The sequence below is a fragment of the Enterobacter sp. T1-1 genome (assembly GCF_000710795.1).
In the GTDB taxonomy this organism is placed as follows: domain Bacteria; phylum Pseudomonadota; class Gammaproteobacteria; order Enterobacterales; family Enterobacteriaceae; genus Enterobacter; species Enterobacter cloacae.
In genome coordinates, this window is sequence record NZ_JALW01000051.1 from 1 (window position 1) to 26,249 (window position 26,249).

The following is a 26,249-nucleotide window of genomic DNA, read 5'->3' on the forward strand; positions in this document are numbered from 1 at the left end:
TCGCCGCTGCGTAATGCGGCGGGTATCTTTATTCTCACCACCTTGTTCTACTTTATCGGTGCGGAATTACGTCTGGTCGAAGCCTTGTCGCTGTTCTGGCCGCTGAATGGCGTGATGGCGGGCGTCTTTGCCCGTTATACCTATCTCAATCGCCTGCATAACTACGCGGTGTCGTATGTCGCCATGCTGATGTACGACGCGGTCACCACCAACTGGGGAATGGCCTCGGTGGTCATCAACCTGTCGAATATGGTCTTTATCGTCGTTGTCGCATTGCTGGTGGTGCGTGATAAACGGTTGATGAAGAAAACCCCCGATCCCATTAATGCGCTGCGGCTGTTCAATTATTGTCTGATCGCCGCCTTATTATGTGCGCTGCTCGGCGCGACCGGGTCGGTGGGGATCGACAGCCATACCTTCTGGCCGCTGTTTGCCGACTGGTTCAGCGAGCAGTTCTCAACCGGCGTGCTCATTTTACCCTGCATGCTCACGGTCAGTATGCCGACGCGGGCATTCAAGCTGCGTCTGGAGCAACTTTTACCGGTCATTGCGCTGATTGTCTCGGTGATGGCATCGGTGGTGATTGGCGGGGCGGGAAGCCTTGCCTTTCCGCTGCCGGCGCTGATCTGGTGTGCGGTCCGCTACTCCTTGCCCGCGACCTGTCTGCTGACGTTTCTGACCGGCGGTCTGGAGATCGTTCTGGTCGCTAACTCCATTATAAATATCGCCGTGGGCACGCCGCTCTCTACCCCGATGATGTTCTCCGCACGGCTGGGGATTGCTACCATGGCGATCTGTCCGGTTATGGTCTCCGTCAGTATGGCGGCCATTAATTCGCTCATCCGTCAGGTGTCATTGCGCGCGGATTATGATTTTCTGACCCACGTTTATTCACGCTCCGGGCTCTATGAGGCGTTAAAGCGGGAAGAGGCGCAGCGGCAGACACGTTTTCTGTCCGTGATGCTGCTGGATATCGATTACTTCAAAAGCATCAATGATAACTATGGGCATGAGTGTGGCGACCGCGTGCTGGCCGCGTTTGCCCGCGAGGTTCAGCAGGTTGTCGGAGACGACGGTATGGTGGCGCGTATGGGCGGAGAAGAGTTCGCGGTTGTGGTGAACACCGGTGACGCGCAGCACGGCTTTGCGCTGGCGGAACGTATCAGACTCACCATTGCCGCTCATCCGTTTACCTGGCGCCAGCAAACGCTCTATCTGACCGTGAGTATTGGTCTCGGGAGCGGGAAGGCGGCGTCGTGGCAGTTGACCGAAGTCTTCAACAGGCTGATGGCCGAAGCAGACGATCATCTCTATCGTTCCAAAAAAGCGGGGAGAAATCGCACCAGTGCGCGTGTGTCAGACGATCCCATTACCCCGACCCCGGAGAGTGAAACCTGAGCGCAGCCTGCATTCTGCCGGGGATGAATCATAACGAATAGCAGATAAATTGCTTGCTAGGTATTTTTAACGTCAATAAGATACCGTAAGAAAGCTATCGGAAAATTCGCAGAATGAATGCAGCTGACAAACTCAGTAGACCCCCTCGTGTACCAGGAAGCCGGTTTGTCAAACGTATGTATCTGATGCGTATTCTCGGCACGTTTCTCTGTTTTATTCCCATCCTCTCCGTACTGATTGAACAGAATCGTTCAATCTGGCTGATGTGTTTGCTGGCGTTGAACGCGTTTATCTGGCCTACGTTTGCCTGGTATCGGGCGCGAAATTCGGCCATGCCGCTGGTGACTGAGCATCAGAATCTGGTGCTGGACGCCGGGGCGGGGGGATTCTGGATCGCCATGATGGCGGTTAATCCGCTGCCGTCGGTGGTCATTGCCACCATTATGCTGACCGACCGGCTCTCGGCAGGGGGCGTTAGGCTGATGAGAAAGGCGGCCATCACCATGGTGGGCGTTTTTCTGATGACCTGGCTGACGCAGGGAATGGCGGTGGATATGTACGTTTCGCAGCGCACCATGTTTGCCACGCTGCCTCTGATTGCAATTTATCTGCTGGCACTGAGCATATTAACGGACAGCATTGCGCTGCGCCTGCGGATCAAGAGCCGGGAGCTTGAGCGGATCGCGATGATGGATCCGCTACTGGATATCGCGAACCGACGTCTGCTCGAAAAGCGCATTGACCACGAACTGAATAAACTGCGCCAGACGTGCCGGGAATCGGCCCTGATGTTCATCGATATCGACAATTTTAAAGACGTTAACGATCGTTTTGGCCATAAGGTTGGGGATGCATTGCTGGCGGCCGTCTCGCAAATACTGCATTTGTCGACACGCCCGAACGATACCCCCGCACGCCTTGGTGGTGACGAATTTGTGGTGTTGCTGCCGGATACCACCCTTGAAGAGGCGCAAGTTGTCGCCAGACGCATTATGGATGCGGCTGCAATGAAAAAGGAGGTGGCTCAGGAGACGGTGCATTGCACGCTCAGCATCGGTATCGCCTGTGCCACGCGAGAAATGATAAGCGTAACCGACTGGCTACAGGCCGCGGACAACGCCCTGTACCGCGCCAAGCGGGACGGTAAGAACAGAATATTCGCGCACTGACAATGTCTCTGTTTAGGCTACGCTTTGAGTAACGCTTTGCGTCAGGAGACGTTATGAAAACACCTGCAACCCCAGCAAATGAAATGGAACGTCTGAACTCGCTGCGCGAGTCAGGCCTGCTTGAGATCGACAGTTCCCCGGCGTTTGACCGACTGACACGTCTGGCAAAACGCTTCTTCCAGGTTCCCCTGGCGATGGTCAATCTTATTGATGAACACTCGCTGATTGTGAAGTCGGCCGATGGTCAGGCGCCTGACACCGTTCCGCGTAATATCTCGTTTTGCGGCCATACGATCCTCAGCGAAGCGCCGCTGGTGGTTGCCGATATGCGTCAGGACGATCGATTTGCCGATAACCCGCTGGTGGCCGGTGAGCCTGGCGTAAGGTTCTATGCCGGTTTTCCACTGCGTTTACGTGACGGGGCGAGCGTGGGATCGCTGTGCCTGATTGATTATTCTCCTCGTGAATTTTCCGCAGCCGATCTTGCCGTGCTGGGCGACCTGAGCGCGCTGGCGGAAGACGAGTTTGCTGCCGTCAGCGCGGCGACAACCGATGAATTAACCGGTCTGTTTAACCGTCGGGGCTTTAACCAGCTGCTCCGGTTCACGCTCTCCGTAGCCAGACGTCGGGCGGAGCCGTTAACTCTGGGCTGGCTGGATCTGGATCGCTTCAAAGAGATTAACGATCGCTACGGACATGAAGAGGGCGACAACGCGCTGAAAGTGATGGCGGAACTGATGCGCACCTCTTTCCGTGAAGCGGATTTGCTGGTTCGCTTTGGCGGCGATGAGTTTGCCGTGCTGTTTGCCGATACCGACGAGCAGGGGGCCTGGATTGCCATGCAGTATCTGGCCGAGCAGGTTGAACAATACAATGCGCGCAGGCTGCATCCCTGGTCACTCCATTTTTCCTGGGGGCTGAGCGAGTTCGATCATAACGGCAACGATCTGCAGCAGTGGATGAAAGACGCGGATGAAAAAATGTATGCCATGAAGCAGCAGCGCAAGCGGGCAACATGACATAACAAAAGCCTATGTCTGATGTGATTGCGTTACGTAAATGTTAAATGCACAGTGAGCGTATTCAACGTAAGGAAAACCCATGAATACCTCACTGCAGATCAAAACCCTCACCCGGGACGATATTCTCACCCACCTCGATGCGCTGGCCGATATCCTTGAAAACTGTGTCAGGGGCGGCGCTTCCGTCAGTTTTATGTTGCCATTCAGTACCGATAAAGCTCGTGCTTTCTGGCAGGATATTGCCGGGAGCGTAGGGCGTAACGAACGCGTTGTGCTGGCCTGCATCGATTCTCAGGATGGCGTGATTGGCACCGTGCAGCTCATTACCGATCAGCCGGAAAACCAGCCGCATCGTGCCGATGTGGCAAAGCTGCTGGTGCATGAAAAAGCGCGTCGTAAAGGTGTCGCGATGGCGCTAATGGAGGAGCTGGAAGTGCAGGCCAGAGCAAGAGACATCTCGGTGCTGGTGCTGGATACCTCAACCGGCAGCGGAGCGGAGACCTTCTACCAGCGTGCTGGCTGGCAAAAAGTGGGGGAGATCCCGCGTTATGCGCTAATGCCGGATGGCGCGATGACTGCCACATCGGTCTTCTATAAGTTCTTGTGATTATTTCACTCAATGACGTGATGAATTGATCAAAAGCGGGGTTCTGGTCGAAAACCTTTGGTAAGTTATCATACCAATTTAATCAGGTTGTACGACTAATCATAAAAGGACCCCATTGTGAACACACTTAACCGTCGTGATTTCCCCGGTGCTCTCTACCCCGAACGAATCATTCAGTTTGGCGAGGGCAATTTCCTGCGTGCGTTTGTCGACTGGCAAATCGACCTGTTAAACGAACATACCGATCTCAATGCCGGCGTCGTGGTCGTACGCCCAATTCAAAGCGACTTCCCGCCGTCATTAAGCACTCAGGATGGCCTGTATACCACGATCATTCGTGGTCTGAATGAGCAGGGCGAGGCGGTCAGCGAAGCGCGTCTTATCCGCTCGGTGAATCGAGAGATCAGCGTCTACAGCCAGTACGATGAATTTCTGAAACTGGCGCACAATCCGGAGATGCGTTTTGTCTTTTCCAACACCACCGAGGCGGGGATTAGCTGGCACGCGGGCGATCGTTTCGAAGATGCGCCAGCGGTGAGCTATCCGGCGAAGCTGACGCGGCTGCTGTTTGAGCGCTTCAGCCATTTTAACGGCGCCGCGGACAAAGGCTGGATCATCATTCCGTGCGAGCTAATAGACTATAACGGCGAAGCGCTGCGCGAACTGGTGCTGCGCTATGCACAGGCATGGGCTCTGCCAGCGGAATTTATTCAGTGGCTGAATGCGCATAACAGCTTCTGCTCCACGTTAGTTGACCGCATTGTAACGGGGTATCCGCGCGACGAAGCGGCGACGCTGGAAGCCGGGCTTGGCTATCACGATGCGTTCCTGGATACCGCTGAACATTTCTACCTGTTTGTTATTCAGGGGCCTGAATCCCTGGCCAGCGAACTGCGTCTGGACAAATTCCCGCTGAACGTGCGGATTGTGGATGACATTAAGCCGTACAAGGAGCGCAAAGTGGCGATTCTCAACGGCGCGCACACAGCGCTGGTGCCGGTGGCGTTCCAGGCGGGGCTGGATACGGTGGGCGAGGCGATGAATGATGCCGACATATGCGCATTCATCGAAAAAGCGATCTATGAGGAAATCATTCCGGTCCTGGATTTGCCGCGTGATGAACTGGCGTCTTTTGCCAGCGCCGTTACGGGTCGTTTCCGCAATCCGTATATCAAGCATCAGCTGCTGTCGATTGCCCTTAACGGCATGACCAAGTATCGCACGCGCATTCTGCCGCAGCTGTTGGCGGGGGTGAGGGCATCTGGCACGTTGCCCGCTCGCCTGACGTTCGCGCTGGCCGCACTGATCGCGTTCTACCGTGCAGAGCGTAACGGGGAGAACTATCCGGTGCAGGATGACGCGCACTGGCTTGCTCGTTACCAACAGCTGTGGGCGCAGCATCACGATAAACAGATCACCACCCGCGAGCTGGTCGCCTCCGTTTTAAGCGTTACTGAGCACTGGGAGCAGGATTTAACTCAGGTAGAGGGTCTTGTCGGTCAGGTTTCGCGCGATCTCGACGCGATTCTGCAACAGGGGATGCGGGCCGCAGTAAAACCGCTTTGTTAAACCATATCCGGCTTCGGCCGGGTATTTTATACCTTATTAGTTACAACATACTATGAACTCTTTTATGTAAAGCAGGCTCTAGCACCGTGCGGTTTATTGCTTATAAGGTGATAAAATGCAATCTCTTATTAACAAGCTTGCAACCGTGACAGGGATCACGTTTAATAACGCGGCTCTTTCCTTTCCTGAAGCTGACTATGATTGTTCGTCCCAAACAGCACTGGCTACAACTGATTTTCGTCTGGCACGGTTCGGTACTTCCTAAAATCTATACCCGGTTGTTACTTAACTTCCTGCTATCCATCGCCGTTATTCTGATGCTGCCGTGGTATACCTCGCTGGGCATTAAATTTACCGTTGCACCGTTCAGCATCCTGGGTGTGGCCATCGCTATCTTTCTGGGGTTCAGAAACAACGCCTGCTATTCGCGCTACGTTGAGGCTCGCCAGCTGTGGGGGCAACTGATGATAGCGGCACGCTCGTTATTTCGCGAGGTTAAAAACACCTTGCCGGATGATAAACATCTGGGTGAGTTCGTCCGCCTGCAGATCGCCTTTGCCCATTGTCTGCGCATGAGCCTGCGTCGTGAAAAGGGGGAAGGGCAACTGGCGCGCTATCTGGCGGCGGAGGATTTACGCAACGTCATTGCCGCCAATTCCCCGGCGAACCGTATTCTGCTGATCATGGGTGAATGGCTGGCCGTCAGACGCCGTAACGGAGACCTCTCCGATATTCTGTTCCACAGCCTGAACAACCGTCTCAACGATATGTCGATTGTCCTGTCAGGCTGCGAGCGCATCGCCACCACGCCCGTGCCATTTGCTTATACGCTTATCCTGCACCGTACGGTCTATCTGTTCTGCATCATGCTGCCGTTCGCGCTGGTCGTTGACCTGCACTACATGACGCCGTTTGTCTCTGCGCTGATTTCGTATACCTTTATTTCGCTGGATACGCTGGCAGAAGAGCTGGAAGATCCGTTTGGTACCGAAGACAACGATCTGCCGCTGGACGCCATCTGCAACATGATGGAACGCGATCTGCTGCAGATGAACGATGAAGAGAACATTCCGGAAAGGCTGATGCCTGATAAGTATTATCAGCTGACCTGACGGGCGTTCCACTCGTCCCGGGTGATTTCCCACAGCTCAGAATCGAGCATACCGCTGACGTACGCTTTCTTTTCCGTTCTGATAAGCCGCATGCCGCTACTGTCTGAAATACGACGGGAGCGGCTATTGGCGGCCGCCTTCGGCGCGCGCAATACGGGTTTGTTCAGCGTGTTAAACCAGTAATCCGTTGCCGCAATGCTGGCTTCGCGCATATATCCCTTTCCCTGAAACTCCGGCGCCAGCCAAAACCCGCGGTTGTTATCTTCCACATCGTACAGGCAGATAACCCCCATCAGTTCATCCGGCGCGTCACGACGGCGGATGCTCCAGAACCAGGCAATCCCTTTCGCCATATCCGGCAGCGCCACGTTGTTGACATAGTTTTCCGCGCCGTTATCCGGGTAGGGCCAGGGCACGGAAGAAACCAGATAGCGGACGATCTCCCAGCGCGGATAGCGCTTTTGTATCTGAACGGCATCTTCGGCAACCAGCGGTTTTAGCAGCAAGCGTTCTGTCGTGAGCGTCGGTATCGTCATCCGCAGATCTCCATATTTAAGCGTTATGATTTTGTTTGCGTTCTGGTATTTTCATCTCTATCACATTCAGTTGAGGCGTGCTGAGTTTATACCCTACCAAAAATAGGCATCATTTCTTCAATGGCGAAATTTTAATGCGCTTGTGGTCTCTTTTAACCGGACGTGTTTTCCAGGATCTCCTGCAGCATGGCAAAGAGATAGAGGAGGCCATTGCTCGTCGTGATACCCGTGTTTTGAATCATTCCACCCCCGAGCTGGAAGGGTATTTTTCTCGCCCCCTCAGCGAGCTTCCGCGTCAAAATCCTTACCCGGTAGCGGCGCTGTTACCTCTTTTTTTAGTGGCGTTTGCGTTAAACCTTCTGCCTTTTCTCAGCGCGTTGCAGGGTTTGTCACCTTTACACCATGCACTGAGCTTTTTCGCACCATCATTAATAATGACAGGCGCGCTCATTGTTATCAGCGTGCTTCTGGCCCGAGGGGTAACGTCAGGATTGTTGGGGTTTATGGCAGTGTTCATCATTCTGCTGGTCATAACTCTCGTTCAGGTTCTGCATCTTCTGTTTTCTCATAGCGGAAACCTTTGGCCACTGGTCACCGCATCCTTCGCGCTGATACTTTGTCGGATGGTAATGAATAGCAGCGGCTTTGTGCTGTTTACCCTCTATTGTCGCACTCAGCGTATTGCCAGAGTTGCTCGTGAAATCCGGTTAAAAAGCCATTAAAGAGGTGATATGACGTTACGAAAAGCGCATCCGCAGGAAGCTGAAATACTCTGGAATATTCGCAATCAGGCGATTCGTCACGGCTGTAAAACCAGTTACGACGCGGACGTTATTGCGCGCTGGACGCCCGACGACATGCCGGAGCATTACCGGCAAATGGTCATTGAATACCCTTTTTACGTGGTGGAAGATGAAAAGGGCGACATTGCGGCAACTGGCTATCTTGATCTGGATACCCACTGTCTGGAGGCGATATTCACCTTGCCGGCGGCATCCGGAAAAGGCATGGCGACCCGGATTATCGAGGCGCTCAAACAGGAGGCACATAGCCGGGGGTTAACCCGCCTGACGCTCGATGCAACGCCTAACGCCCGGTCGTTTTACCAGAAGCTGGGGTTTGTCACGCTGAGCGAAAAGTATCATCACTCGCGCATGGCGGGCGCTGATTTACGCTGTTTTGAAATGGCGATCAACTTGTAATGTGAGGAACGCATGGCTGTCACGGTAAGACCTTTAAGCGCAGACGATTACGCCCAGTGGCGACCGCTATGGGACGGGTATACCCATTTTTATGGTTGTTTTCTTGATGAATCGGTTACCGCATCGACATGGGAAAGGGCGCTCTCAGCGCATTCACCGATGTTCTGCCGCGTAGTAGAGAAAGACGAAAAGATCATTGGTTTCGCGATGTGCATTCTCCACGAAGGCACCTGGTCAACGGCCCCCGTTTGCTACCTGGAAGATCTGTTTGTCGATGCCACCGAACGCGGTGCGGGGGCCGGGAAGGCGCTCATTGATGCCCTGATAGCCGAAGGCAAGCGCGAAGGGTGGTCGAAACTGTATTGGGTGACCCGGGAGAACAACCCGGCGCGTAAACTCTATGACAAATACGGCGAAGCTGACGATTACGTACGCTACCGCCTCTCGCTGTAAGCCTGAATCACCTGTGTTTGTATCACACTGTATCTGCGTACCGGATACATACACAGGATTGCAATAAACCCCCTTTCGCACATATCCGCTATACAAACGCGTGTTGTTATATCCCCGTCAACTGTTCTTAACCGGAGATACCAACATGTTCAGCAAACTCGCGTATTCAACCCTGGCGTTAACCGTTTCTCTTGGCACCGTCATGTCCTGTCAGGCCGAAGTCACCGGCAAAGATGTTGCCGCAGCCTTCGATCACCCTCAGCAAATTAACGCTGGCGATCTGAATATCGGCTATGTCGATATCGGACCAAAAGAGGGACAGCCGGTGATTCTGTTACATGGCTGGCCCTACGATATTCACAGCTATGCCGAAGTCGCACCCGCGCTGGCGGCAAAAGGCTACCGGGTCATTGTGCCTTCGCTGCGCGGCTACGGCACCACGCGCTTCCTGTCAGCAAGCACGCCGCGTAACGGCCAGCCTTCGGCCATGGCGAAAGATATCGTTAACCTGATGGATGCCCTCAACATTAAGCAGGCTGTTTTTGCGGGATACGACTGGGGCGCCCGTACGGCGGACATTGTCGCGGCGCTGTGGCCTGAACGCGTCAAATCCCTTGTTTCGGTAAGTGGCTATCTCATCAGCAGCCAGCAGATTGGTAAACAGCCGCTGCCGCCAAAAGCAGAGCAGCAGTGGTGGTATCAGTTCTATTTCGCAACAGAACGCGGTGCAGAAGGCTATGCCAAAAATACCCATGACTTCGCCCGTCTGATCTGGTCTCAGGCCTCACCAGACTGGAAGTTTTCCGATGCAACCTTTAACGCCAGCGCAAAATCCCTGGATAACCCCGATCACGTCGCGGTTACGCTCAGCAACTATCGCTGGCGTTTAGGCCTCGAAAAAGGTGAGCGTAAATACGACAGCTACGAGCAAAAGCTGGCGACATTGCCAAATATCACTGTTCCAACAATCACCATCGAAGGCGGCAACAACGGGGCGCCACATCCTGCGCCGCAGGCCTATGCCGGTAAATTCACCGGTAAATATGAACACCGCACCTTTGGGGCCACCGTGGGGCACAACCCGCCGCAGGAGGATCCGCAGGATTTCGTCAAGGCGGTTATCGACGCGGATAAGCTGTGATATGTGCTATTTTCAATACGTTACCCCTCAGTCAGGAGATCCCGGTGGAGCATATTGATCATATCCTTGTCGTCGATGACGACAGGGATATTCGTGAATTGATTGTCGACTATCTCGTCAAGTCGGGCTATCGCGCGTCTGGCGCGGCAAACGGCAAAGAGATGCGGGCCGTGCTAGATAAACAGCATGTCGATCTGGTGGTGCTGGACGTGATGATGCCAGGCGATGACGGATTAACGCTCTGCCGGGGACTGCGCAGCGGTAAACATAAAGATCTGCCGATCCTGATGCTGACCGCGCGCAACGAAGAGACAGACCGGATCCTGGGGCTGGAAATGGGGGCCGATGACTATGTCGTGAAGCCCTTTGTTGCGCGCGAACTGCTGGCGCGTATCAAAGCTATTTTGCGCCGTTTTCGTACCATGCCACCCAATCTGCAGGTGACCGAGGCCGGGCGCCTGGTGATGTTCGGCGACTGGCAACTGGACACCGTTGCTCGTCACCTGATCGACAGCGAGGGGATGATTGTGGCACTCAGCGGGGCGGAATACCGACTTCTGCGCGTGTTCCTAGACCATCCTCAGCGTGTGCTGAGCCGCGATCAGTTGCTTAACCTGACCCAGGGGCGAGATGCTGAACTCTTTGAGCGCTCGATTGATCTTCTTGTCAGTCGGGTTCGTCAGCGACTGAATGAAGATGCCCGCACGCCGGCCTACATCAAGACCGTTCGCAGCGAAGGGTACGTTTTTACCATGCCGGTGATCATCAAAGAGGCCAATGAATGAGGCTCTGGCCACGCTCGTTACTGACGCGACTGCTGATCATCGTGATGCTGGGGCTCCTGCTGGCCAACGCGCTCAGCCTCACGCTGGTCATGCTTGAGCGGATGCGCAGCGCCCGCACGGTGATGCTCGGCAACCTGGAATATGACGTTTCCACCAGTGTGGCCATCCTCGACCGGCTTCCCGCGGGGGAGCGTCCAGCCTGGCTGGAACGACTGGCGCGGGGGAACTATCGCTACATTCTGGGCACCGGTGAACCGGGGCCCGCACCGCATGACAAACGCTCGCAGGATGCCATCCGCACCCTGACAGAGGCGCTGTCGGCAACCTGGCCACTGACGTTTACTGCCGTACCGGGGCCGGTTTCCCATATTCAGGCCCACCTTACGCTGAGCGATGGTTCGCCGCTGACCATTGACCTTATCCCCCGAATGCCTCCGGTCGCCAGCTGGCTGCCTGTAGTGCTTGTGTTGCAGCTACTGCTTCTGGCGTTCTGCTCATGGATTGCCGTGCGCCAGGTTATTAGACCCTTTTCTCAGTTTACCCGGGCGGTGGATTCCCTCGACCCGGCAGCAAGCTCGCCAATGACCGAGGCAGGGCCGGTCGAGGTGCAACGGGCCGCGCACGCCTTTAATGCGATGCAGGCGCGTATCCAGTCTTACCTGCGCGAGCGCGCGCAGATCCTGGCCTCCGTATCGCACGACCTTCAGACCCCGATAACGCGCATGAAGTTGCGCGTCGAAATGGCGGACCAGCCGGAGCTACGGGACAAGTTGCTCAACGACCTGGATAATATGACGCGCCTGGTGCGGGAAGGAATAGCGTATGCCCGGTCATCAGAATCTCTGGAAGAGACCTCGCTCAAGCTGGAGTTGAATGCCTGGATAAACAGCATCGCCAGTGATTACCAGGACATCGGGAAAAACGTGCAGCTTCAGGCAACCGATGCCCGTCTGCCCGTGGTCACGCGTCCGCAGGCGCTACGCCGGGTGATGACCAATCTGCTGGATAATGCGCTGAAATTTGGCGACTACGCCGTCATTACGATTCATTCAGATGCCCGTCATGCCACGATCGCCATTCGCGATGGCGGACCGGGGATACCGGACGCCGAACTGGAGGCAGTATTGCAGCCGTTTTATCGGGTGGAAACCTCACGAAACCGCGACACCGGGGGCACCGGATTAGGGCTGGCGATCGCCGCCCAGTTGACTGCGCAGTTAGGTGGGAAATTGCATCTGGCGAACCACGCCGAGGGTGGGCTGGAAGTTTCGATTACGCTGCCGCGCGGGTAATTGTACGGTTTTGTATCGGACAGCCCTCATGATACGCGCGCAGACAATTCGCGCTGATTTGCACACATCCTGAACATATCAACACGGTGAAATAACCTCACTGCAGCTTCGCAGGGCATCTGTAATGTGAGGTCACTATGTTTCTGATAATCGCTTTTCTGGGCGGGATGATAAGCCTGCTCAGCCCATGCACACTCCCGGTTATTCCACTGCTGTTTGCCGGGTTCCAGGGGCAACGACGGCATATTGTGGCGTTGCTCGCGGGGATGATTGTAATGTTCACCCTCGTGGCACTGGTGGCTACCGCAGCCAGCAACTGGATCGCCCAGGCGACGATAGCAGGGCGCTGGGTCGCACTGGTTGTACTGGCAATAGCCGCGCTGGCTCTTATTTTCCCGACATTCGCCCAGCGTATTGCCGGACCGGCCGTCAGCGCAGGTAATCTCCTCAACACACGCAGCGGGCAGACGCACGGTACTCTCTCCGCGTTTCTGGCCGGGCTGGCCGTTGGGTTGCTCTGGTCGCCGTGCGCCGGACCGATTCTGGGTGCCATCTTCAGCCTGAATATTGCCGGTCACTCCGCCATTGCCACGGGGGCACTGCTGGCCGCTTACGGCAGCGGATGCGCGCTGATGCTGGGGCTGCTGGTTATCGGTGGTCGCGCGCTAATGGCACCCCTGCGTGCCAGATCGGCATTGATGGAAAGGTTACGCAAGGGGGCGGGCGTGGTGATGTTAGCGACCGTTGCGTTTAACGCCACCGGGATGACGTCCGTTCTGAAAGGCGCCAACGGGGTCGCAGACCGTCTGGAAAATTCGCTCCTGACGCTGGCGAAACCCGCAACGGCACCGGTGAAGCTTCAGCCGGTGATGACCGAGCCCAGCAGCCAGTTACCCTCCTTAAGCGGCGGAACAGGATGGGTTAATGGTGACCCTGTCACGTCTGACTCTCTGCGGGGGAAGGTAGTATTGATTGATTTCTGGACGTGGGACTGCATCAACTGTCAGCATACGCTCCCGCACGTTCGCGACTGGGCCAAAAAGTACCAGGCGCAGGGTCTGGTGGTAATAGGTGTGCATACGCCGGAATACCCGTGGGAAAAACCGCTCGCCTCGGTACAAAAAGCAGTGACGAAATGGCAGCTCCCGTATCGGGTGGTCACGGATAATAACTATAAGATCTGGAACGCCTTCGGGAATCAGTACTGGCCCGCGCACTACTATTTCGATGCCAAAGGGCAACTGCGCTACACCTCCTTTGGCGAGGGCAATTATGACCAGCAGGAAAAAGTCATTCAGCAGTTGCTGAAAGAGGCTCGCTCCTGAGCCGACTTATGGCTGACGTTGAGCAACGATAAACAAGCGTGGAAATGCCAGCAGTATCTGCCCGTTTTCCTGAAGCGGATACTGCTCTTCCAGCAGTTCATGGTAGCGTTGCAGGAACTGCTTCTGCTCGCTTTCATTCAACTCCTGTAACCACGGACGCAGCCCCGTGGCGCTGACCCAGTCAATAATCGCCTGATGCGATCCCATTTTATGGAAATAGGTCGTGCGCCAGATATCCACGTCGCAGCCTGCCTCCGTCAGAATATCGTAATACGCATGGACACCGGGCAGAGGTTCACGGCCTCGATTCGGATAACCTTGTTCAACAGCCACTTCGCGCATCGAGACGTGTGTCGGTTCAAGCCAGTTATCAGGCATCTGGATCGCCAGCACGCCGTTTAGCTTCAGCAGCGAAACCAGATGCGGCAGGAGATCGTAATGGTCAGGGATCCACTGTAGCGAGGCATTCGCATAAATCAGGTCCAGCGGCTGGCCTGGCTTGTACTGGCGAATATCGGCCTCAACGAAGTGGCAATCGGGCAACGCCTGGCGCGCCTCTTCGAGCATCGCCGGTGAGTTATCGACACCGGTGATGTGGGCAGAAGGCCAGCGATGCTTCAACAGCGCGGTGCTGTTTCCCGGTCCGCAGCCTAAATCAACGATGGTGGACACCTCATCCAGTGGAATTCTGGCGAGCAGTTCAGCAGCAGGGCGCGTGCGTTCGGCACCGTATTGCAGATAAAGCGAAGGGTTCCAGTCGGCCATTTTTGCCTCTCCGTGTTGAATTCATCAGCAAGAATAGCACAGGCAGAGACCCGCACTGGGGCAGGTCTCGACCGACGCAGTGACTACAGAACGCCTTTCAGCGCGATATGGTAAAGCAGCATGATCGTTTTGCCGTCGACAATCCTGCCGGTATCAATACCGCGCAAGGCCTCATCCAGCGGCATTTCCAGCACGTCGATATCTTCTCCCTCTGACTTGATGCCGCCGCCTGCGCTGGCCCGATCCTGCGGCTGATACTCTGCGATATAAAAATAGAGTTTTTCCGTGACGGAGCCTGGGCTCATGTAGGCTTCAAAAACTTTCTCAACACGGGAGACACGATATCCGGTCTCTTCTTCCGCTTCCGCCTTGATGCGGCTTTCGGGATCCATGTTATCCAGCAGCCCGGCAGCGGCCTCGATAAGGTCGTCCTCATGGCCATTGATAAAGACCGGAAAGCGGAACTGGCGCGTCAGGATCACCGTTCTTTTATCACGGTTATAGAGCAGTATCGTGGCCCCGTTTCCCCGGTCATACACTTCGCGGCTTTGCCGCTGCCATTCACCGTCGCGTCGCTGCAGCTCAAAGGTGTACTTTTTCAGGATGTACCAGTTATCCGACAGCGTTTCATTTTCAATGATGCGCACATCTGCACGTTTCGATTGCACGTTTGCTGCTCCTTACGTAGAGTGATCGTCATAAACAGCATTATCATGCACATTCAAGATAAAACGTGCAACATCAGGAATCCACAATGCTCACCAGTCAGCGAAAACAATTAATCCTCGAGAAGCTTGCCGCTGAAGGCCAGGTCCAGTCTAAAGCGCTCAGCGCACATTTCGCGGTGTCAGAAGACACCATTCGTCGTGATCTCCGCGAACTGGCGGCGGAAGGGCGTTTGCAGCGTGTCCATGGCGGTGCGCTGCCGGCCTCGTCGGCCACTGTGCCATTTGCCGAGCGTAAATCGGTGAAGATGGACGCAAAAAAAAATGTGGCCCGCAAAGGCGCAAAGCTCATTTCCCCTGGGCAGGTGGTGATTGTCGACGGCGGCACAACTACGTCGGAACTGATCGCGTATTTACCGGCGGATTTACGCATTACCGTGGTCACACACAGCCCGAGCATCGCCCTTGGGCTCGTCGAGCATCCTTCGATTGAAGTGATCCTGATCGGAGGACGTCTGTACAAACACTCCATCGTGACGGTAGGCGCAGCGGCCATTGAAGGCATCGACAATATCCATGCGGATCTGTTCTTCATGGGGGTTACCGGCATCCATCCTGAAGCGGGGCTTACCACCGGCGACTTCGAAGAGGCGTGCATCAAACGTGCATTTTCCGGCAGGGCCGCCGAGACAGTGGTCCTGGCATCGCCAGAAAAAATTAACACCGCGTCATCGTTTGTGATTGGCGAGCTATCGCTGGCCAATACGATTGTCGTGGAAGACGATACCGATCGCGCCTGGATTAGCGCGGTAAGGGAGAAGGGCGTCTCCGTGGTAACGACCTCAGATCCAGAATAACCCTTGAACCTGCCTGTGATCAGCAGGCAGGTTCAGGCGCGTCCTCAGGCCTGAGGGATGCTTTCTAATGAGGTGTAAACGTTCAGCCCGAGCTTACGGGCAACCTCGATATCCATATCAGCTCCCTTAGACGCACCGGCAATACGATAAATCGCGTCGCATTTCCCAATAAGCCGGTGTGCAACGGGATAGAGCATCGCTTCACTGATTTCATCCCCAATGGACGTTGAACCAGCGGCCTTTGCCAGCGGTAGCGCAAGCCATTCACCAATCACCGGAACGTGGCCACGCTGGTATACGGCTAACGCTGCGTTTTCCAGACGGGCAAGGTTTTCATCCATTTTGGCCTGGTCGCCATCAGTCCCGCTGCGCCAGGGGCCCGCTATTAAAATCAACTGTTGTGTCATACATACCTCGTTGCGTGATGGTGCATGAATTTGCACGTTATTATTTGAAGCATCGGTTTTTAGCTCTTAAACGTATCTTAATAGGCATTATCGTGCAAATACAAGCAGTGTCATGCATGGCGGTGATGTTGCATAAGCGCGACGCTGGTCTATGCTCAACATGCAGAGACTCGCCATTCTCTGGGGCAATTGAAAAATAACAATAAGTTGCGTTTCAGGGGGTGGAAATGAATAAGGTCCTGCTCGCATTATTATCCTGCGTGCTCTCGGTCATCTCATTTACTGGCGTCGCCGCCGAGCCACGCCAGGAGCCTACTGAGCAGGAGCGGGCCCGAACCGTTTATATTTTTCATCAACCGATTGTGATGTTGCAGGCCAAATTTGGTCTCACGACGCCTGAAGAACGCGTGTTACGTATTCGCCATACCCTGCGCAATTTCACGCAGCAGGACGTACGTGAGCCGCTGAAAATTGTTCCCGTCACCCGTTACAACCAGCAGGGAAGGCTGATTGTCATGAACAATAAGCCTGTTTTATTGCTTACGCAGGCGGACCTGGATGAGGGGGACGATTTGACTCTCGACCAGGCCGCTCAGCGCGTGCTGGCGCGGATGGAGGCGCAACGTACGGCGCTTCGCGATCAATATGACACCGGCTGGCTGGCGCTCTCCGCCGGGAAAACGGTCGTCGGGCTGCTGGTTCTGTCTCTTTTCTGGTACGGGGCGTGGCGGTCGTGGCGCTGGGTTCGCAATGTCTGTCGTCGCCGCATCCTTGAAAACCGCAGCGTTATCCCGCAGAGCTGGCGTAAGTTTGTCGGCGCAATTGAGGCTCGTTTGTATGCTTTGCTGATGATTTTACTGGGCATTCTCGGATTGTATCTCTGGCTGAGTTGGGCGTTCAGCTTGTTCCCCTGGACACGCGTCTGGGGCGCATCGTTAGGCGACTGGACCATGCGCGTGCTGCGGGATATTGCGCTGTCGATTGTCTCGGCCATGCCGGGAATTATGATTGTCCTGATCATCTTTGTGATTACCGCCTTTATTCTGAAGCTCCTGAAGGTGTTGTTAAATCAGGTGGAAGCAGGGCGCCTGCAGCTGCCGGGCATTCATCCTGAAACCGTGGGAGCTACGCGTAAACTGATTTCTGTCGTGGTGTGGTTATTTGCCCTCTCTGCGGCCTATCCGTTTTTACCGGGAGCGAATTCTCTGGCGTTTAAAGGCATTAGCGTCTTCTTTGGCCTGATGCTTACCCTGGGTTCGGCAGGCGTGATGAACCATGCTATGAGCGGACTGGTACTGATCTACTCACGAGCGTTGAGGAAAGGAGACGTTATACGGGTGGCGGATAACGAAGGGCTGGTCACGGAGATAGGCATGCTGGCGACCAAGATCATCACCCGCGAGAATTATGTTGTGACCGTACCCAATGCGGTGGTGGTGAGCGGAAAAATCACCAATCTGAGCGTACAGAATCCTGACGGTGGCGTGAACCTGACGATTGGCGTGACGATTGGCTATGACACGCCGTGGAGACAGGTTCATGCCATGCTGGAGATGGCGGCGAGACGGTCGAAATGTGTTGACCCTTCGCAGCAGCCCCTGGTGCGTCAGCTGGGGCTGATGGACTGGTACATTGCCTATGAGCTGCAGGTAAAATTGCAGCCCGGACAGTCACTTGCCGAAGCCCGCAATGAGCTCCACAGTAACATTCAGGACGTTTTCAACGAGTTCAACGTGCAGATTATGTCGCCAAACTTCGTGATGCAGCCGGAAGGTGCGGTCGTCGTCGCGGAAGAAAACTGGTTCGCAGCACCGGCAGAGAAACCCGCACAAAAACCATCATGAATCAGTCCGGTGCATGACAGACCGCCTCGATATTATGGCCGTCAGGCGGCGAACATCATCCTTTTGTGCAATCCTGTCCAATGCCGAAACGGACAAATGGCATATTCAAAACGTCAGGGTTCGAACTGCTGAAATACACCATTCCCGTACGGTTATCCATCGGCTTGTATTTTTTCAGCATCTCCAGTTCGATACCGGTACTCATAAATGATTTGCCGTTTTTATCAAACAGGAAGAAACACATTTTATTGTCTTTGCCCGGCTCAATACTTTTATCAGACGCGTTATTCAGTGTCACCTTGTAGCTAACCATGTACTGCGCTTCGCCAGTTGTGCTATCCCATTGACTTCCCTGGGATTGCTTTTCAGCAAAAAGAGTAATACCGCCCTGAGACGCTTTCTGAGCTGCCAGGGCAGTTCCGGCTGCAGAAACCGCTAAAGTTAGACATACTGCTTTAATTAAGTTACAACGCATTTTTCCTTCCTCCTGTTAAAATACAGAGCCGCTAAATGGCGGACCGTTTCCGCCCAACAAATGTCCAACGCAGGTAGTCATAAAGCCAGTTAAAGAGCATCGTGTATGGCAGAAAAAACAGTACCAGACCGATCTCGACAAAAAATGCCTCAGTGACTGTTAAATTCAGCATTACCATCGCGACAGGAATTAATGTAATGATAAGTCCTGTTTCAAAGCAGACAGCATGGATTGCACGCACGAGAAATGTTCGTTGAAATGCATATTTTTTCTGCAAGGCGTCAAAGAATTTATTAAACACAAAATTCCATGCCGTGGCGGCAAGTGCAGATATCACGGACAACGAACCCGACTGAAGCACCGACACGTTCATCAGCCACGCAAGTGACAGCGCAGTGATGACATTGGCCGTCACTTCGAAAAGAACCGCATGCAAAACGCGTTCTTTAAAACTTTTATCCAGTTCAATTTCCATTTACTTAGTACGGCTTTTTTTAAAAACTGAAGTATATCAGACGTGCTTCAACTTTCTCTAAACGTGAAGGTTAGAATGGCTGTCAGGCCCCGGTTATTCGGGGCCTTGCTCTATGTTCTGAGGAAAAGATGGAAAATCAACCCGATTACCGCACATGCGGCAATTACGTGTGTGACTTTATATTTGAACCTGAAAAGTGCGATAGCGGCAGCAAGTGCAATGACCGCTGCTATCCAGTCCATTTTGCCATCAAAACCCTGTGGCCAGAGCACGTGGTAGCCAAAAAAGAGTGCCAGATTCAGGATCACGCCAACCACCGCTGCAGTAATTGCGGTGAGTGGCGCGGTGAAATTAATATTGTTGTGCGTCGTTTCAATAAAAGGCCCACCGGCCAGGATAAACAGAAACGATGGCAGAAACGTAAACCAGGTCGCCAGCACGGCCGCTACAGCACCTGCCAGGAAAAGCTGATCCGGGCCATACGCCATATTCACATAGCCACCAACAAATCCCACAAATGCCACAATCATGATAAGCGGCCCCGGCGTGGTTTCGCCCAGAGCCAGACCATCAATCATCTGCGTTGGCGTGAGCCACTGATAATGACAAACCGCGCCCTGGTAGATATAAGGCAGTACCGCATAGGCACCCCCAAAGGTCAGCAGCGCCGCCTTGGTAAAGAACCAGCCCATCTGGGTAAACGGGTGCATCCAGCCAAGGCTCAGATAGAGCATCGCCATTGGCGTTGCCCATAAAAAAACACCGGCAATGATAATCAGGGTCAAGCGTGACCAGTTGAAAACCGTATGCGGAGCCGCTGGCGTATGGTCATCAATAATGGCAGCACCGTAGGATTTTCGGCTGGCGTCATGGGCGTTACCCTGACCAAAATGGTCGGGGAAAAGGCGCCCACCCACATAACCCATCATTGCAGCTGACAGGACAATAACGGGAAAAGGGACATTGAGGGCGAAAATGGCGACAAACGCGGCGGCAGCGATTGCCCACTGCGTGCGGTAACGCAGCGCCCGAGAACCGATACGGTGCGCAGCCTGCACAACAATCGCCGTAATTGCCGGTTTTATGCCGTAAAAGAGACCGGCCACGACAGACAAATGGCCATACGCCACGTAAATCCACGACAGGACAATAAGGATAAAAAGGGAAGGGAGCACAAACAGTGTCCCGGCAACCACGCCGCCCCAGGTGCGGTGCATCAGCCAGCCAATATAGGTCGCCAGTTGTTGCGCCTCCGGGCCCGGAAGCACCATACAGTAATTCAGTGCATGCAAAAAGCGCTGTTCGGATATCCAGCGTCGGTTTTCAACCAGCTCCTGATGCATTATCGAAATTTGACCAGCCGGCCCGCCAAAGCTGATGAATCCCAGCTTCAGCCAGAATAAAAAGGCTTCACGGAAACTGACATGCGGAGGTGGAACGCCCGGTTCGTCGTCGACCGGAGGCAGATTGCTGTTCATGAGTATCTGAACCTGTTTTTGAATTCTGCTGAGAGAAGGATCCGCTAAGCATATGCCATATTTATGAAAGATGAGTGATGATGGCTGAATCAGCAAATTCGATATATGTTGCATATTGTACGTTTCACAAACTCACCCCTTGTATATCGATATCAGGTTCGATACGGTACAAAAAATTGCTCATCGATAAGGATTATCCATGTATATCGCCGTCCCCCCTGGACAAAAAAGTGTAGCGTGGTCAGAAATGGCGCTTGATCGCGAAGCCCGCAGATTAGTGAATATCGCCAATATAATCTCATCAACACACCTCAAGGATGGCCTGACGCGCCTCAGATTTGTGGAAGAAATCCGCGATCTTATCTCTCAGCAGTTGGCAGCAGCTCGTAGACTTAAAACGATTGAATCTTATACGCACTCAACAGAGATATTACGTACAGAGACGGCAAACTTACTGGAACAGGACAGATTAATACGCACCAGGGCCGCACAAATTTACGCAAAGATTGAATTTGTGAAGGAGAATAATGAAATTGTCGGATATGTAATCAGCGCTGTTAGTGTAGTGTTATCAGGTTTTGAAATCGTTGGCGGAGTGGCTCTTTTTGGCACTATGACACCTGTAGGGATGCTCGCCGGAGCTACGTTAGTTATGGACGGTCTGAACGGGATTTCCAGGGAAATAAACAATCAGCTTTTAGAAAAGGAAAATTCTCAGGGTGTTTTTGCTGATGGTGCGATCGCGGCGGCTCAGTTTTTAGGATTTCGCGGGAATACAGGGTTAGCTTTATATAATGGTGTCAGTCTGGCCGCGAACATCTATGGTGTGTTTGGGCTAATGAGAAAACCAGATGCATGGCGACTTTTTCACTATGTACCACAAGATTATTACAGAAAAGTCAGTTCAATGAGTCGCCCAATGTTGACGATGAAAATTGTAGGGTATGGACTCAAAGCAAAAATCATTTTTGATCTGTTAGCAACTGAGAAGAACTCTTAGCGGATTTTCTTTTTAAATTTCCATGCCTTATAGGAAAGAAGCGGTGGCTGGAAAAACCAAATGATGAACAAAGCGATCAACATAGCAACACCTGTGGATATAACATTTTCTCTGGACGCTATGGTAAGTACTACGAGGTAAACAGCAGCAAGCAATATGGTCAACAACAATGCTGCGTTAAAACGTCTGGACAAGTCGGATATGACCATATCCAGAGAAAGGGCATCTTTAATTATGTACTTACGCAGCTTCTGCAGGTCCGAGGATGTAAATCCAGAAGCCAGAAGTTTTTCTTCGGTTATCGCCATGTTTTCTTCCTGAGCGGTGATCTCTTCTCGTAATGAATACTATCAACCATTTAGCCAAGTGGATAGTGATCTGTAGGAAACGCGTAAATGATCTTACAACAACTATGAATAGGCAGAGGAAATGACGGCCATGAAAAGCTCAATTCTCCCAGATTCAATGTTGGTGCGCATAATGTATATTATGTTAAATTCGATAAATCCTTAAATCATGTCCTGTGCCTCAGCCTCTGCTCTCACATCATAATCAGTCAATGATGTCGGAAGGCTTTTCAAACTCTGGCGACCAGTACCCTCCACTTCCATGGTACGTTTCTGCCCCCAGGACGAACTGGGTACCGCAAAAGTTGCATGCAAAGTGGTAATCGACAATGTCGCCCCATATCATCTTTTCAGCGCACTCACTGAAGCTGTACTGATTCCAGTCGTCCTTTGTCAGAACTTCTGACAACATCCCTTCGTTGATTGCATTTCTGGCAATACGAATTGCTTTTCGTAACTGATCGGGCGTCCGGATAACGTACTTAACACAGAGTTCACGGCAGTGCTCGCAGCTCATATGGCTGAACCTCTTTCGCATGACGGGCTGATGACGTTTATGTCATTATATACAAATGATTAAAGCACTATATCGTCGACTAAACCACTGTAACGACCTGGCGGTAAGAATCAGCAAGGCCAATACTGCACAACTGCAACAGTTAAAAGCGGAACTGGCCGAACTGATCGGGACACCGACGGGATGCTATACCATGGGCATTCCAGCTGTTCTCAGTACCCTTGGGGTGATCGTCAGTTTTGGGATACCGCAGCTGTGGTTGGGTTACAACGTCAGCGCCGCCCTCGGGCTGCCTGAAGAAAGCGTATTTATATGGGTGGTTTTGATCGCCCTGCTGTTCTCAGGCATCAATGGCATGACGATGTTTCTGATTGGCAAAGGCCTCATGCGTGCCGTGCAGATGCATCTTACGCTGGCGGTTATAAGCCTTGTGTTAACGACAGTCTATCTGCTGACTGCGCTAAGCGGTGCGAGTGTTCCGGGCGTCAGTCTCATCGCGGCGCTGATAAGCATCTTTATGCTGCTGCTCAGCGGTTACTGCATCCACTCTACTTCTTTCTATAAGATGCTGCTCTTTACCCTGCACAATCGTGCCTTGCGTAAACTTTTGCACCAGACTCGTAAAACGTAAGACCCCGCCATCTCTGGCGGGGGTCTGTTTATTGCTTTTTATACCTGCGCAACCAGATAAGCTTATACGCCGCCGGAATGATAAACAGCGACAGCAGCGGCGCTGTTATCATCCCGCCAATCATCGGCGCGGCGATCCGACTCATCACTTCTGAACCCGTTCCGGTTCCCCAGAGTATGGGCAGCAAACCCGCAATAATAACCGCCACCGTCATCGCCTTGGGTCGGACACGCAGAACCGCGCCATGGTACAGGGCTTCATCCAACGCTTGTGCGGTGAATGTCTCCCGTCGGGATAAGGCAGGGTTCGCTTCGATGGCATGACGCAGATACATCAGCATCACCACGCCAAACTCGGCGGCCACCCCGGCCAGGGCAATAAACCCGGTGCCGGTGGCGACAGACATATGGAAGCCCTGCCAGTACAGGAACCAGATCCCCCCGACCAGAGCGAACGGCAGACTCATCAGGATCAGCAAGGCTTCATCAACGCGTCGGAATGCCAGATACAGCAGAATGAAAATGATCATCACCGTCATCGGCACCATCAGCTTCAGTTTCTTATTGGCATGTTCCAGCAGCTCAAACTGACCGGAGAACGACACGCTGGTTCCCGGTCTCAGCTTCACGTTCTGGCTGATGGCCGTCTTAAGGTCATTGACCACCGACACCATATCCCTGCCGCGGGCATCAATATAGATCCAGCTGGTTGGTCGGGCATTTTCCGTTTTAAGCATCGTCGGGCCGGAAACGACACGTATGTCCGCCACATCCCCCAGCGTGATTTGCTGCTTCATCGGGGTCAGGATCGGCATCTCTTTCAGAGCCTGTGGGCTGTTCCGGTAGTCCTGAGGATAACGGATATTGATCGGGTACCGGGCCACGCCCTCGACCGTTTCCCCTACCGTCTCGCCACCAATGGCGGAGGAGACAAACAGCTGCACATCCCCCACCGTCATACCGAAGCGGGACGCTTTTTCACGATTAATATCCACATCAATGTAACGCCCGCCTTCCAGCCGCTCTGCAAGAGCAGACACCACGCCGGGTACGGTTTTGGCGACCGCTTCAATGCTCTGCGCCGTGGCGTCGATATCCGACAGAACGGTGCCTGACACCTTGATACCGATTGGGCTTTTAATCCCGGTAGAAAGCATGTCGATGCGGTTACGGATCGGCGGCACCCAGAGGTTAGCCAGACCCGGCAGACGGACGGTTTTATCGAGTTCGTCAATAATCTTGTCAATCGTCATCCCGGGTCGCCACTGATCCTCGGGTTTCAGTTGAATGGTGGTTTCCACCATTTCAAGCGGTGCGGGATCCGTTGCGGTCTCTGCCTTACCGGTCTTGCCAAACACAGACGCCACTTCAGGAACGGTTTTGATGAGCTTGTCCGTGGTCTGCAACAGCGCAGCCGCTTCAGCCGGAGAAACGCCCGGCAGTGTTGATGGCATATACAGCAGATCGCCTTCGTTGATCTTCGGCAGAAACTCGCCGCCCATCTGACTCAGCGGCCAGATAACCGTGAAGATTGACAAAGCCGCCACCAGCAGGGTTGTTTTTGGCCAGTGAAGCACCCGCAGCAGCAGCGGATGATAGGCTTTAATCAGCAGCCGGTTCAGCGGGTTACTGCTCTCGGCAGGAATTTTCCCCCGGATCCAGAAGCCCATCAGAATGGGAATGACGATAATGGCCAGCGCGGCTGCGCCTGCCATGGCGTACGTTTTGGTAAAGGCCAGCGGACCAAACAGACGCCCTTCCTGACCTTCGAGGGTAAAAATAGGGATGAACGATAAGGTGATGATCAGCAGGCTAATAAACAGCGCGGGGCCTACTTCAACGGAGGCGTTGGTGATCACCTTCCAGCGGGTCGCGTTATCAATCTGCTCGCCAGGGTGCTGATGATCCCACTCCTCAAGCCGTTTATGCGCGTTTTCAATCATCACGATGGCGGCATCCACCATCGCCCCCACGGCAATGGCGATCCCGCCCAGGGACATAATATTGGCGTTCAGCCCCTGGAAATGCATGACGATAAAGGCAATACACAGGCCTAGCGGCAGAGAGATAATCGCCACCAGCGCAGACCGCACATGCCAGAGAAACAGCGCGCAGACGATGGCCACCACAATAAACTCTTCCAGCAGTTTATAACTCAGGTTATCAATGGCCCTATCAATCAGCTGGCTGCGATCGTACGTGGTAACAATCTCAACACCTTCCGGCAGGCTGGCCTTCAGCGTCTCCAGTTTATCTTTTACCGCGGTAATCACTTCCCGCGCGTTTTTACCCGAACGCAGGATCACCACGCCGCCCGCGACCTCTCCCTGCCCGTTAAGCTCGGCGATCCCGCGCCGCATTTCAGGCCCGGTTTGTACGCGAGCAACATCACGCAGATAAACCGGTACTCCGTTCTCGCCGGTTTTCAGGACGATGTTATTGAAATCATCAATGCTCTGAAGATAGCCGCTGGCCCGGACCATATACTCTGCTTCCGCCATTTCGACCGATGAGCCCCCTGCTTCCTGATTAGAGGATCCCAGAGCCTGCTTCACATCAGCCAGACTGATGCCGTATTGCGCCAGTTTCAGCGGATTGACCTGGATCTGATACTGCTTCACCACCCCGCCGACCGAGGCCACTTCCGCCACGTTCGGGATGGTTTTCAGCTCAAATTTCAGGAACCAGTCCTGCAAGGAACGCAGTTCGGACAGGTCGTGTTTTCCGCTGCGATCCACCAGCGCATATTCAAAGATCCAGCCCACGCCCGTAGCGTCTGGCCCAATTTCCGAACTGACACCAGCAGGCAGCTTCCCCTGAACCTGATTGAGATATTCCAGAACGCGCGAGCGGGCCCAGTAGAGATCGGTCCCGTCTTCAAAAATGACGTACACATAGGAATCACCAAACTGTGAAAACCCACGCACGGTCTTCGCACCCGGCACCGACAGCATGGTAGTGGTGAGCGGATACGTCACCTGGTTTTCGACAATTTGCGGTGCCTGGCCGGGGTAACTCGTTTTAATAATCACCTGAACATCAGACAGATCGGGTAAGGCATCCACCGGCGTATTGATAATGGTCCATGTTCCCCAGACGCTAAGAAACAGCGCCCCCATCATCACCAGGAAACGGTTGGCGACAGCACGCCGGATAATCCATGCAATCATCGTCGTCT

General features: G+C 53.7%; 26 protein-coding genes. 17 read left to right on the forward strand and 9 right to left on the reverse strand.

All coding sequences use genetic code 11. The annotated features are described in order from the left end of the window. The 6 genes from AK59_RS0116590 to AK59_RS0116615 form a co-directional block, all read left to right on the forward strand. A partial coding sequence (locus AK59_RS0116590; RefSeq protein WP_029883277.1) for a GGDEF domain-containing protein occupies positions 1-1,398 on the forward strand: 1,398 nt, incomplete at its 5' end. A gap of 176 nt (positions 1,399-1,574) precedes the next feature. After that, the gene (locus tag AK59_RS0116595; RefSeq protein WP_032618633.1) at positions 1,575-2,567 is read left to right on the forward strand and encodes a sensor domain-containing diguanylate cyclase; all 993 of its coding nucleotides are present in this window, start codon (positions 1,575-1,577) and stop codon (positions 2,565-2,567) included. A 53-nt stretch (positions 2,568-2,620) separates the two neighbouring features. Further along, positions 2,621-3,586 carry a sensor domain-containing diguanylate cyclase gene (locus AK59_RS0116600; RefSeq protein WP_013096606.1) on the forward strand — a complete coding sequence of 322 codons (966 nt, stop codon included), beginning with the start codon at positions 2,621-2,623 and terminating at the stop codon, positions 3,584-3,586. A gap of 82 nt (positions 3,587-3,668) precedes the next feature. Further along, positions 3,669-4,196, forward strand: a complete 528-nt coding sequence (locus tag AK59_RS0116605; protein WP_029883279.1) for a GNAT family N-acetyltransferase — start codon at positions 3,669-3,671, stop codon at positions 4,194-4,196. Between the two features lie 117 nt (positions 4,197-4,313). Further along, a complete protein-coding gene (locus AK59_RS0116610; RefSeq protein ID WP_029883280.1) occupies positions 4,314-5,765 on the forward strand; it encodes a tagaturonate reductase in 1,452 nt (483 codons plus the stop codon). Between the two features lie 197 nt (positions 5,766-5,962). Beyond that, positions 5,963-6,877, forward strand: a complete 915-nt coding sequence (locus AK59_RS0116615; protein WP_029883281.1) for a bestrophin family protein — start codon at positions 5,963-5,965, stop codon at positions 6,875-6,877. On the opposite strand, the gene AK59_RS0116620 is transcribed toward AK59_RS0116615, so the two are convergent. Continuing rightward, complete coding sequence (locus tag AK59_RS0116620; RefSeq protein ID WP_029883282.1) at positions 6,865-7,413, reverse strand: GNAT family N-acetyltransferase; 549 nt, start codon at positions 7,411-7,413, stop codon at positions 6,865-6,867. The two genes, AK59_RS0116615 and AK59_RS0116620, sit on opposite strands and share 13 nt — an antisense overlap. Before the next feature lie 134 nt (positions 7,414-7,547). On the opposite strand from AK59_RS0116620, the gene AK59_RS0116625 reads away from it, so the two are divergent. The 7 genes from AK59_RS0116625 to AK59_RS0116655 all read left to right on the forward strand — a co-directional run bounded on the left by AK59_RS0116625 (position 7,548) and on the right by AK59_RS0116655 (position 13,611). Beyond that, on the forward strand, positions 7,548-8,135 hold the full coding sequence (locus AK59_RS0116625) for a hypothetical protein (RefSeq protein ID WP_029883283.1): 588 nt from the start codon (positions 7,548-7,550) through the stop codon (positions 8,133-8,135). Between the two features lie 9 nt (positions 8,136-8,144). Then, a complete protein-coding gene (locus AK59_RS0116630) occupies positions 8,145-8,615 on the forward strand; it encodes a GNAT family N-acetyltransferase (protein WP_020688637.1) in 471 nt (156 codons plus the stop codon). 12 nt (positions 8,616-8,627) lie between these two features. After that, positions 8,628-9,068, forward strand: a complete 441-nt coding sequence (locus AK59_RS0116635; protein WP_029883284.1) for a GNAT family N-acetyltransferase — start codon at positions 8,628-8,630, stop codon at positions 9,066-9,068. Positions 9,069-9,213: 145 nt separating this feature from the next. Continuing rightward, positions 9,214-10,209 (forward strand): alpha/beta fold hydrolase, encoded by a 996-nt coding sequence (locus tag AK59_RS0116640; protein ID WP_013096598.1) that lies wholly within the window; start codon positions 9,214-9,216, stop codon positions 10,207-10,209. Positions 10,210-10,253: 44 nt separating this feature from the next. Continuing rightward, positions 10,254-10,994: a response regulator gene (locus tag AK59_RS0116645; protein WP_020688639.1), complete on the forward strand. Its 741-nt coding sequence runs from the start codon at positions 10,254-10,256 to the stop codon at positions 10,992-10,994. Beyond that, entirely contained in the window at positions 10,991-12,286 is a 1,296-nt protein-coding gene (locus tag AK59_RS0116650) for a sensor histidine kinase (RefSeq protein ID WP_029883285.1), read from the forward strand. Before AK59_RS0116645 ends, AK59_RS0116650 begins: the two co-directional genes overlap by 4 nt. Positions 12,287-12,423: 137 nt before the next feature. Next, complete coding sequence (locus tag AK59_RS0116655) at positions 12,424-13,611, forward strand: cytochrome c biogenesis protein/redoxin (RefSeq protein ID WP_029883286.1); 1,188 nt, start codon at positions 12,424-12,426, stop codon at positions 13,609-13,611. Positions 13,612-13,617: 6 nt separating this feature from the next. Here the strand turns inward: AK59_RS0116655 and tam are convergent, their stop codons facing one another. Together tam and AK59_RS0116665 are read right to left on the reverse strand one after the other, a co-directional pair. Continuing rightward, positions 13,618-14,376 (reverse strand): trans-aconitate 2-methyltransferase, encoded by a 759-nt coding sequence (tam, locus tag AK59_RS0116660; protein WP_029883287.1) that lies wholly within the window; start codon positions 14,374-14,376, stop codon positions 13,618-13,620. An 83-nt stretch (positions 14,377-14,459) separates the two neighbouring features. After that, positions 14,460-15,044 (reverse strand): NUDIX domain-containing protein, encoded by a 585-nt coding sequence (locus tag AK59_RS0116665; RefSeq protein ID WP_029883288.1) that lies wholly within the window; start codon positions 15,042-15,044, stop codon positions 14,460-14,462. Positions 15,045-15,130: 86 nt separating this feature from the next. Between AK59_RS0116665 and AK59_RS0116670 the strand changes: the two genes are divergently transcribed. Then, positions 15,131-15,898, forward strand: coding sequence for a DeoR/GlpR family DNA-binding transcription regulator (locus AK59_RS0116670; RefSeq protein WP_023619584.1), 768 nt, complete (start codon positions 15,131-15,133; stop codon positions 15,896-15,898). A 44-nt stretch (positions 15,899-15,942) separates the two neighbouring features. On the opposite strand, the gene AK59_RS0116675 is transcribed toward AK59_RS0116670, so the two are convergent. After that, the gene (locus tag AK59_RS0116675) at positions 15,943-16,305 is read right to left on the reverse strand and encodes a DUF4406 domain-containing protein (RefSeq protein WP_023619585.1); all 363 of its coding nucleotides are present in this window, start codon (positions 16,303-16,305) and stop codon (positions 15,943-15,945) included. Positions 16,306-16,532: 227 nt separating this feature from the next. Here AK59_RS0116675 and AK59_RS0116680 point away from each other — a divergent pair, with 227 nt between their 5' ends. Continuing rightward, positions 16,533-18,149: a mechanosensitive ion channel family protein gene (locus AK59_RS0116680; protein WP_029883289.1), complete on the forward strand. Its 1,617-nt coding sequence runs from the start codon at positions 16,533-16,535 to the stop codon at positions 18,147-18,149. Between the two features lie 55 nt (positions 18,150-18,204). Here AK59_RS0116680 and AK59_RS0116685 read toward each other — a convergent pair whose 3' ends face one another. The 3 genes from AK59_RS0116685 to chrA all read right to left on the reverse strand — a co-directional run bounded on the left by AK59_RS0116685 (position 18,205) and on the right by chrA (position 20,577). After that, positions 18,205-18,624: a DUF4354 family protein gene (locus tag AK59_RS0116685; RefSeq protein ID WP_029883290.1), complete on the reverse strand. Its 420-nt coding sequence runs from the start codon at positions 18,622-18,624 to the stop codon at positions 18,205-18,207. 31 nt (positions 18,625-18,655) lie between these two features. Further along, positions 18,656-19,099, reverse strand: coding sequence for a PACE efflux transporter (locus tag AK59_RS0116690; RefSeq protein WP_029883291.1), 444 nt, complete (start codon positions 19,097-19,099; stop codon positions 18,656-18,658). A gap of 110 nt (positions 19,100-19,209) precedes the next feature. Then, the gene (gene chrA, locus AK59_RS0116695; RefSeq protein WP_029883292.1) at positions 19,210-20,577 is read right to left on the reverse strand and encodes a chromate efflux transporter; all 1,368 of its coding nucleotides are present in this window, start codon (positions 20,575-20,577) and stop codon (positions 19,210-19,212) included. A 199-nt stretch (positions 20,578-20,776) separates the two neighbouring features. Between chrA and AK59_RS0116700 the strand changes: the two genes are divergently transcribed. Further along, positions 20,777-21,577, forward strand: coding sequence for a DUF4225 domain-containing protein (locus AK59_RS0116700; protein WP_029883293.1), 801 nt, complete (start codon positions 20,777-20,779; stop codon positions 21,575-21,577). Here the strand turns inward: AK59_RS0116700 and AK59_RS0116705 are convergent. Continuing rightward, positions 21,574-21,885, reverse strand: coding sequence for a hypothetical protein (locus AK59_RS0116705; protein ID WP_029883294.1), 312 nt, complete (start codon positions 21,883-21,885; stop codon positions 21,574-21,576). The genes AK59_RS0116700 and AK59_RS0116705 overlap by 4 nt on opposite strands. 611 nt (positions 21,886-22,496) lie before the next feature. On the opposite strand from AK59_RS0116705, the gene AK59_RS0116715 reads away from it, so the two are divergent. Next, a complete protein-coding gene (locus tag AK59_RS0116715; protein ID WP_029883295.1) occupies positions 22,497-23,072 on the forward strand; it encodes a hypothetical protein in 576 nt (191 codons plus the stop codon). Between the two features lie 28 nt (positions 23,073-23,100). Here AK59_RS0116715 and silA read toward each other — a convergent pair whose 3' ends face one another. Beyond that, positions 23,101-26,241, reverse strand: coding sequence for a Cu(+)/Ag(+) efflux RND transporter permease subunit SilA (gene silA, locus AK59_RS0116720; protein WP_029883296.1), 3,141 nt, complete (start codon positions 26,239-26,241; stop codon positions 23,101-23,103). Positions 26,242-26,249 lie beyond the last annotated feature (8 nt).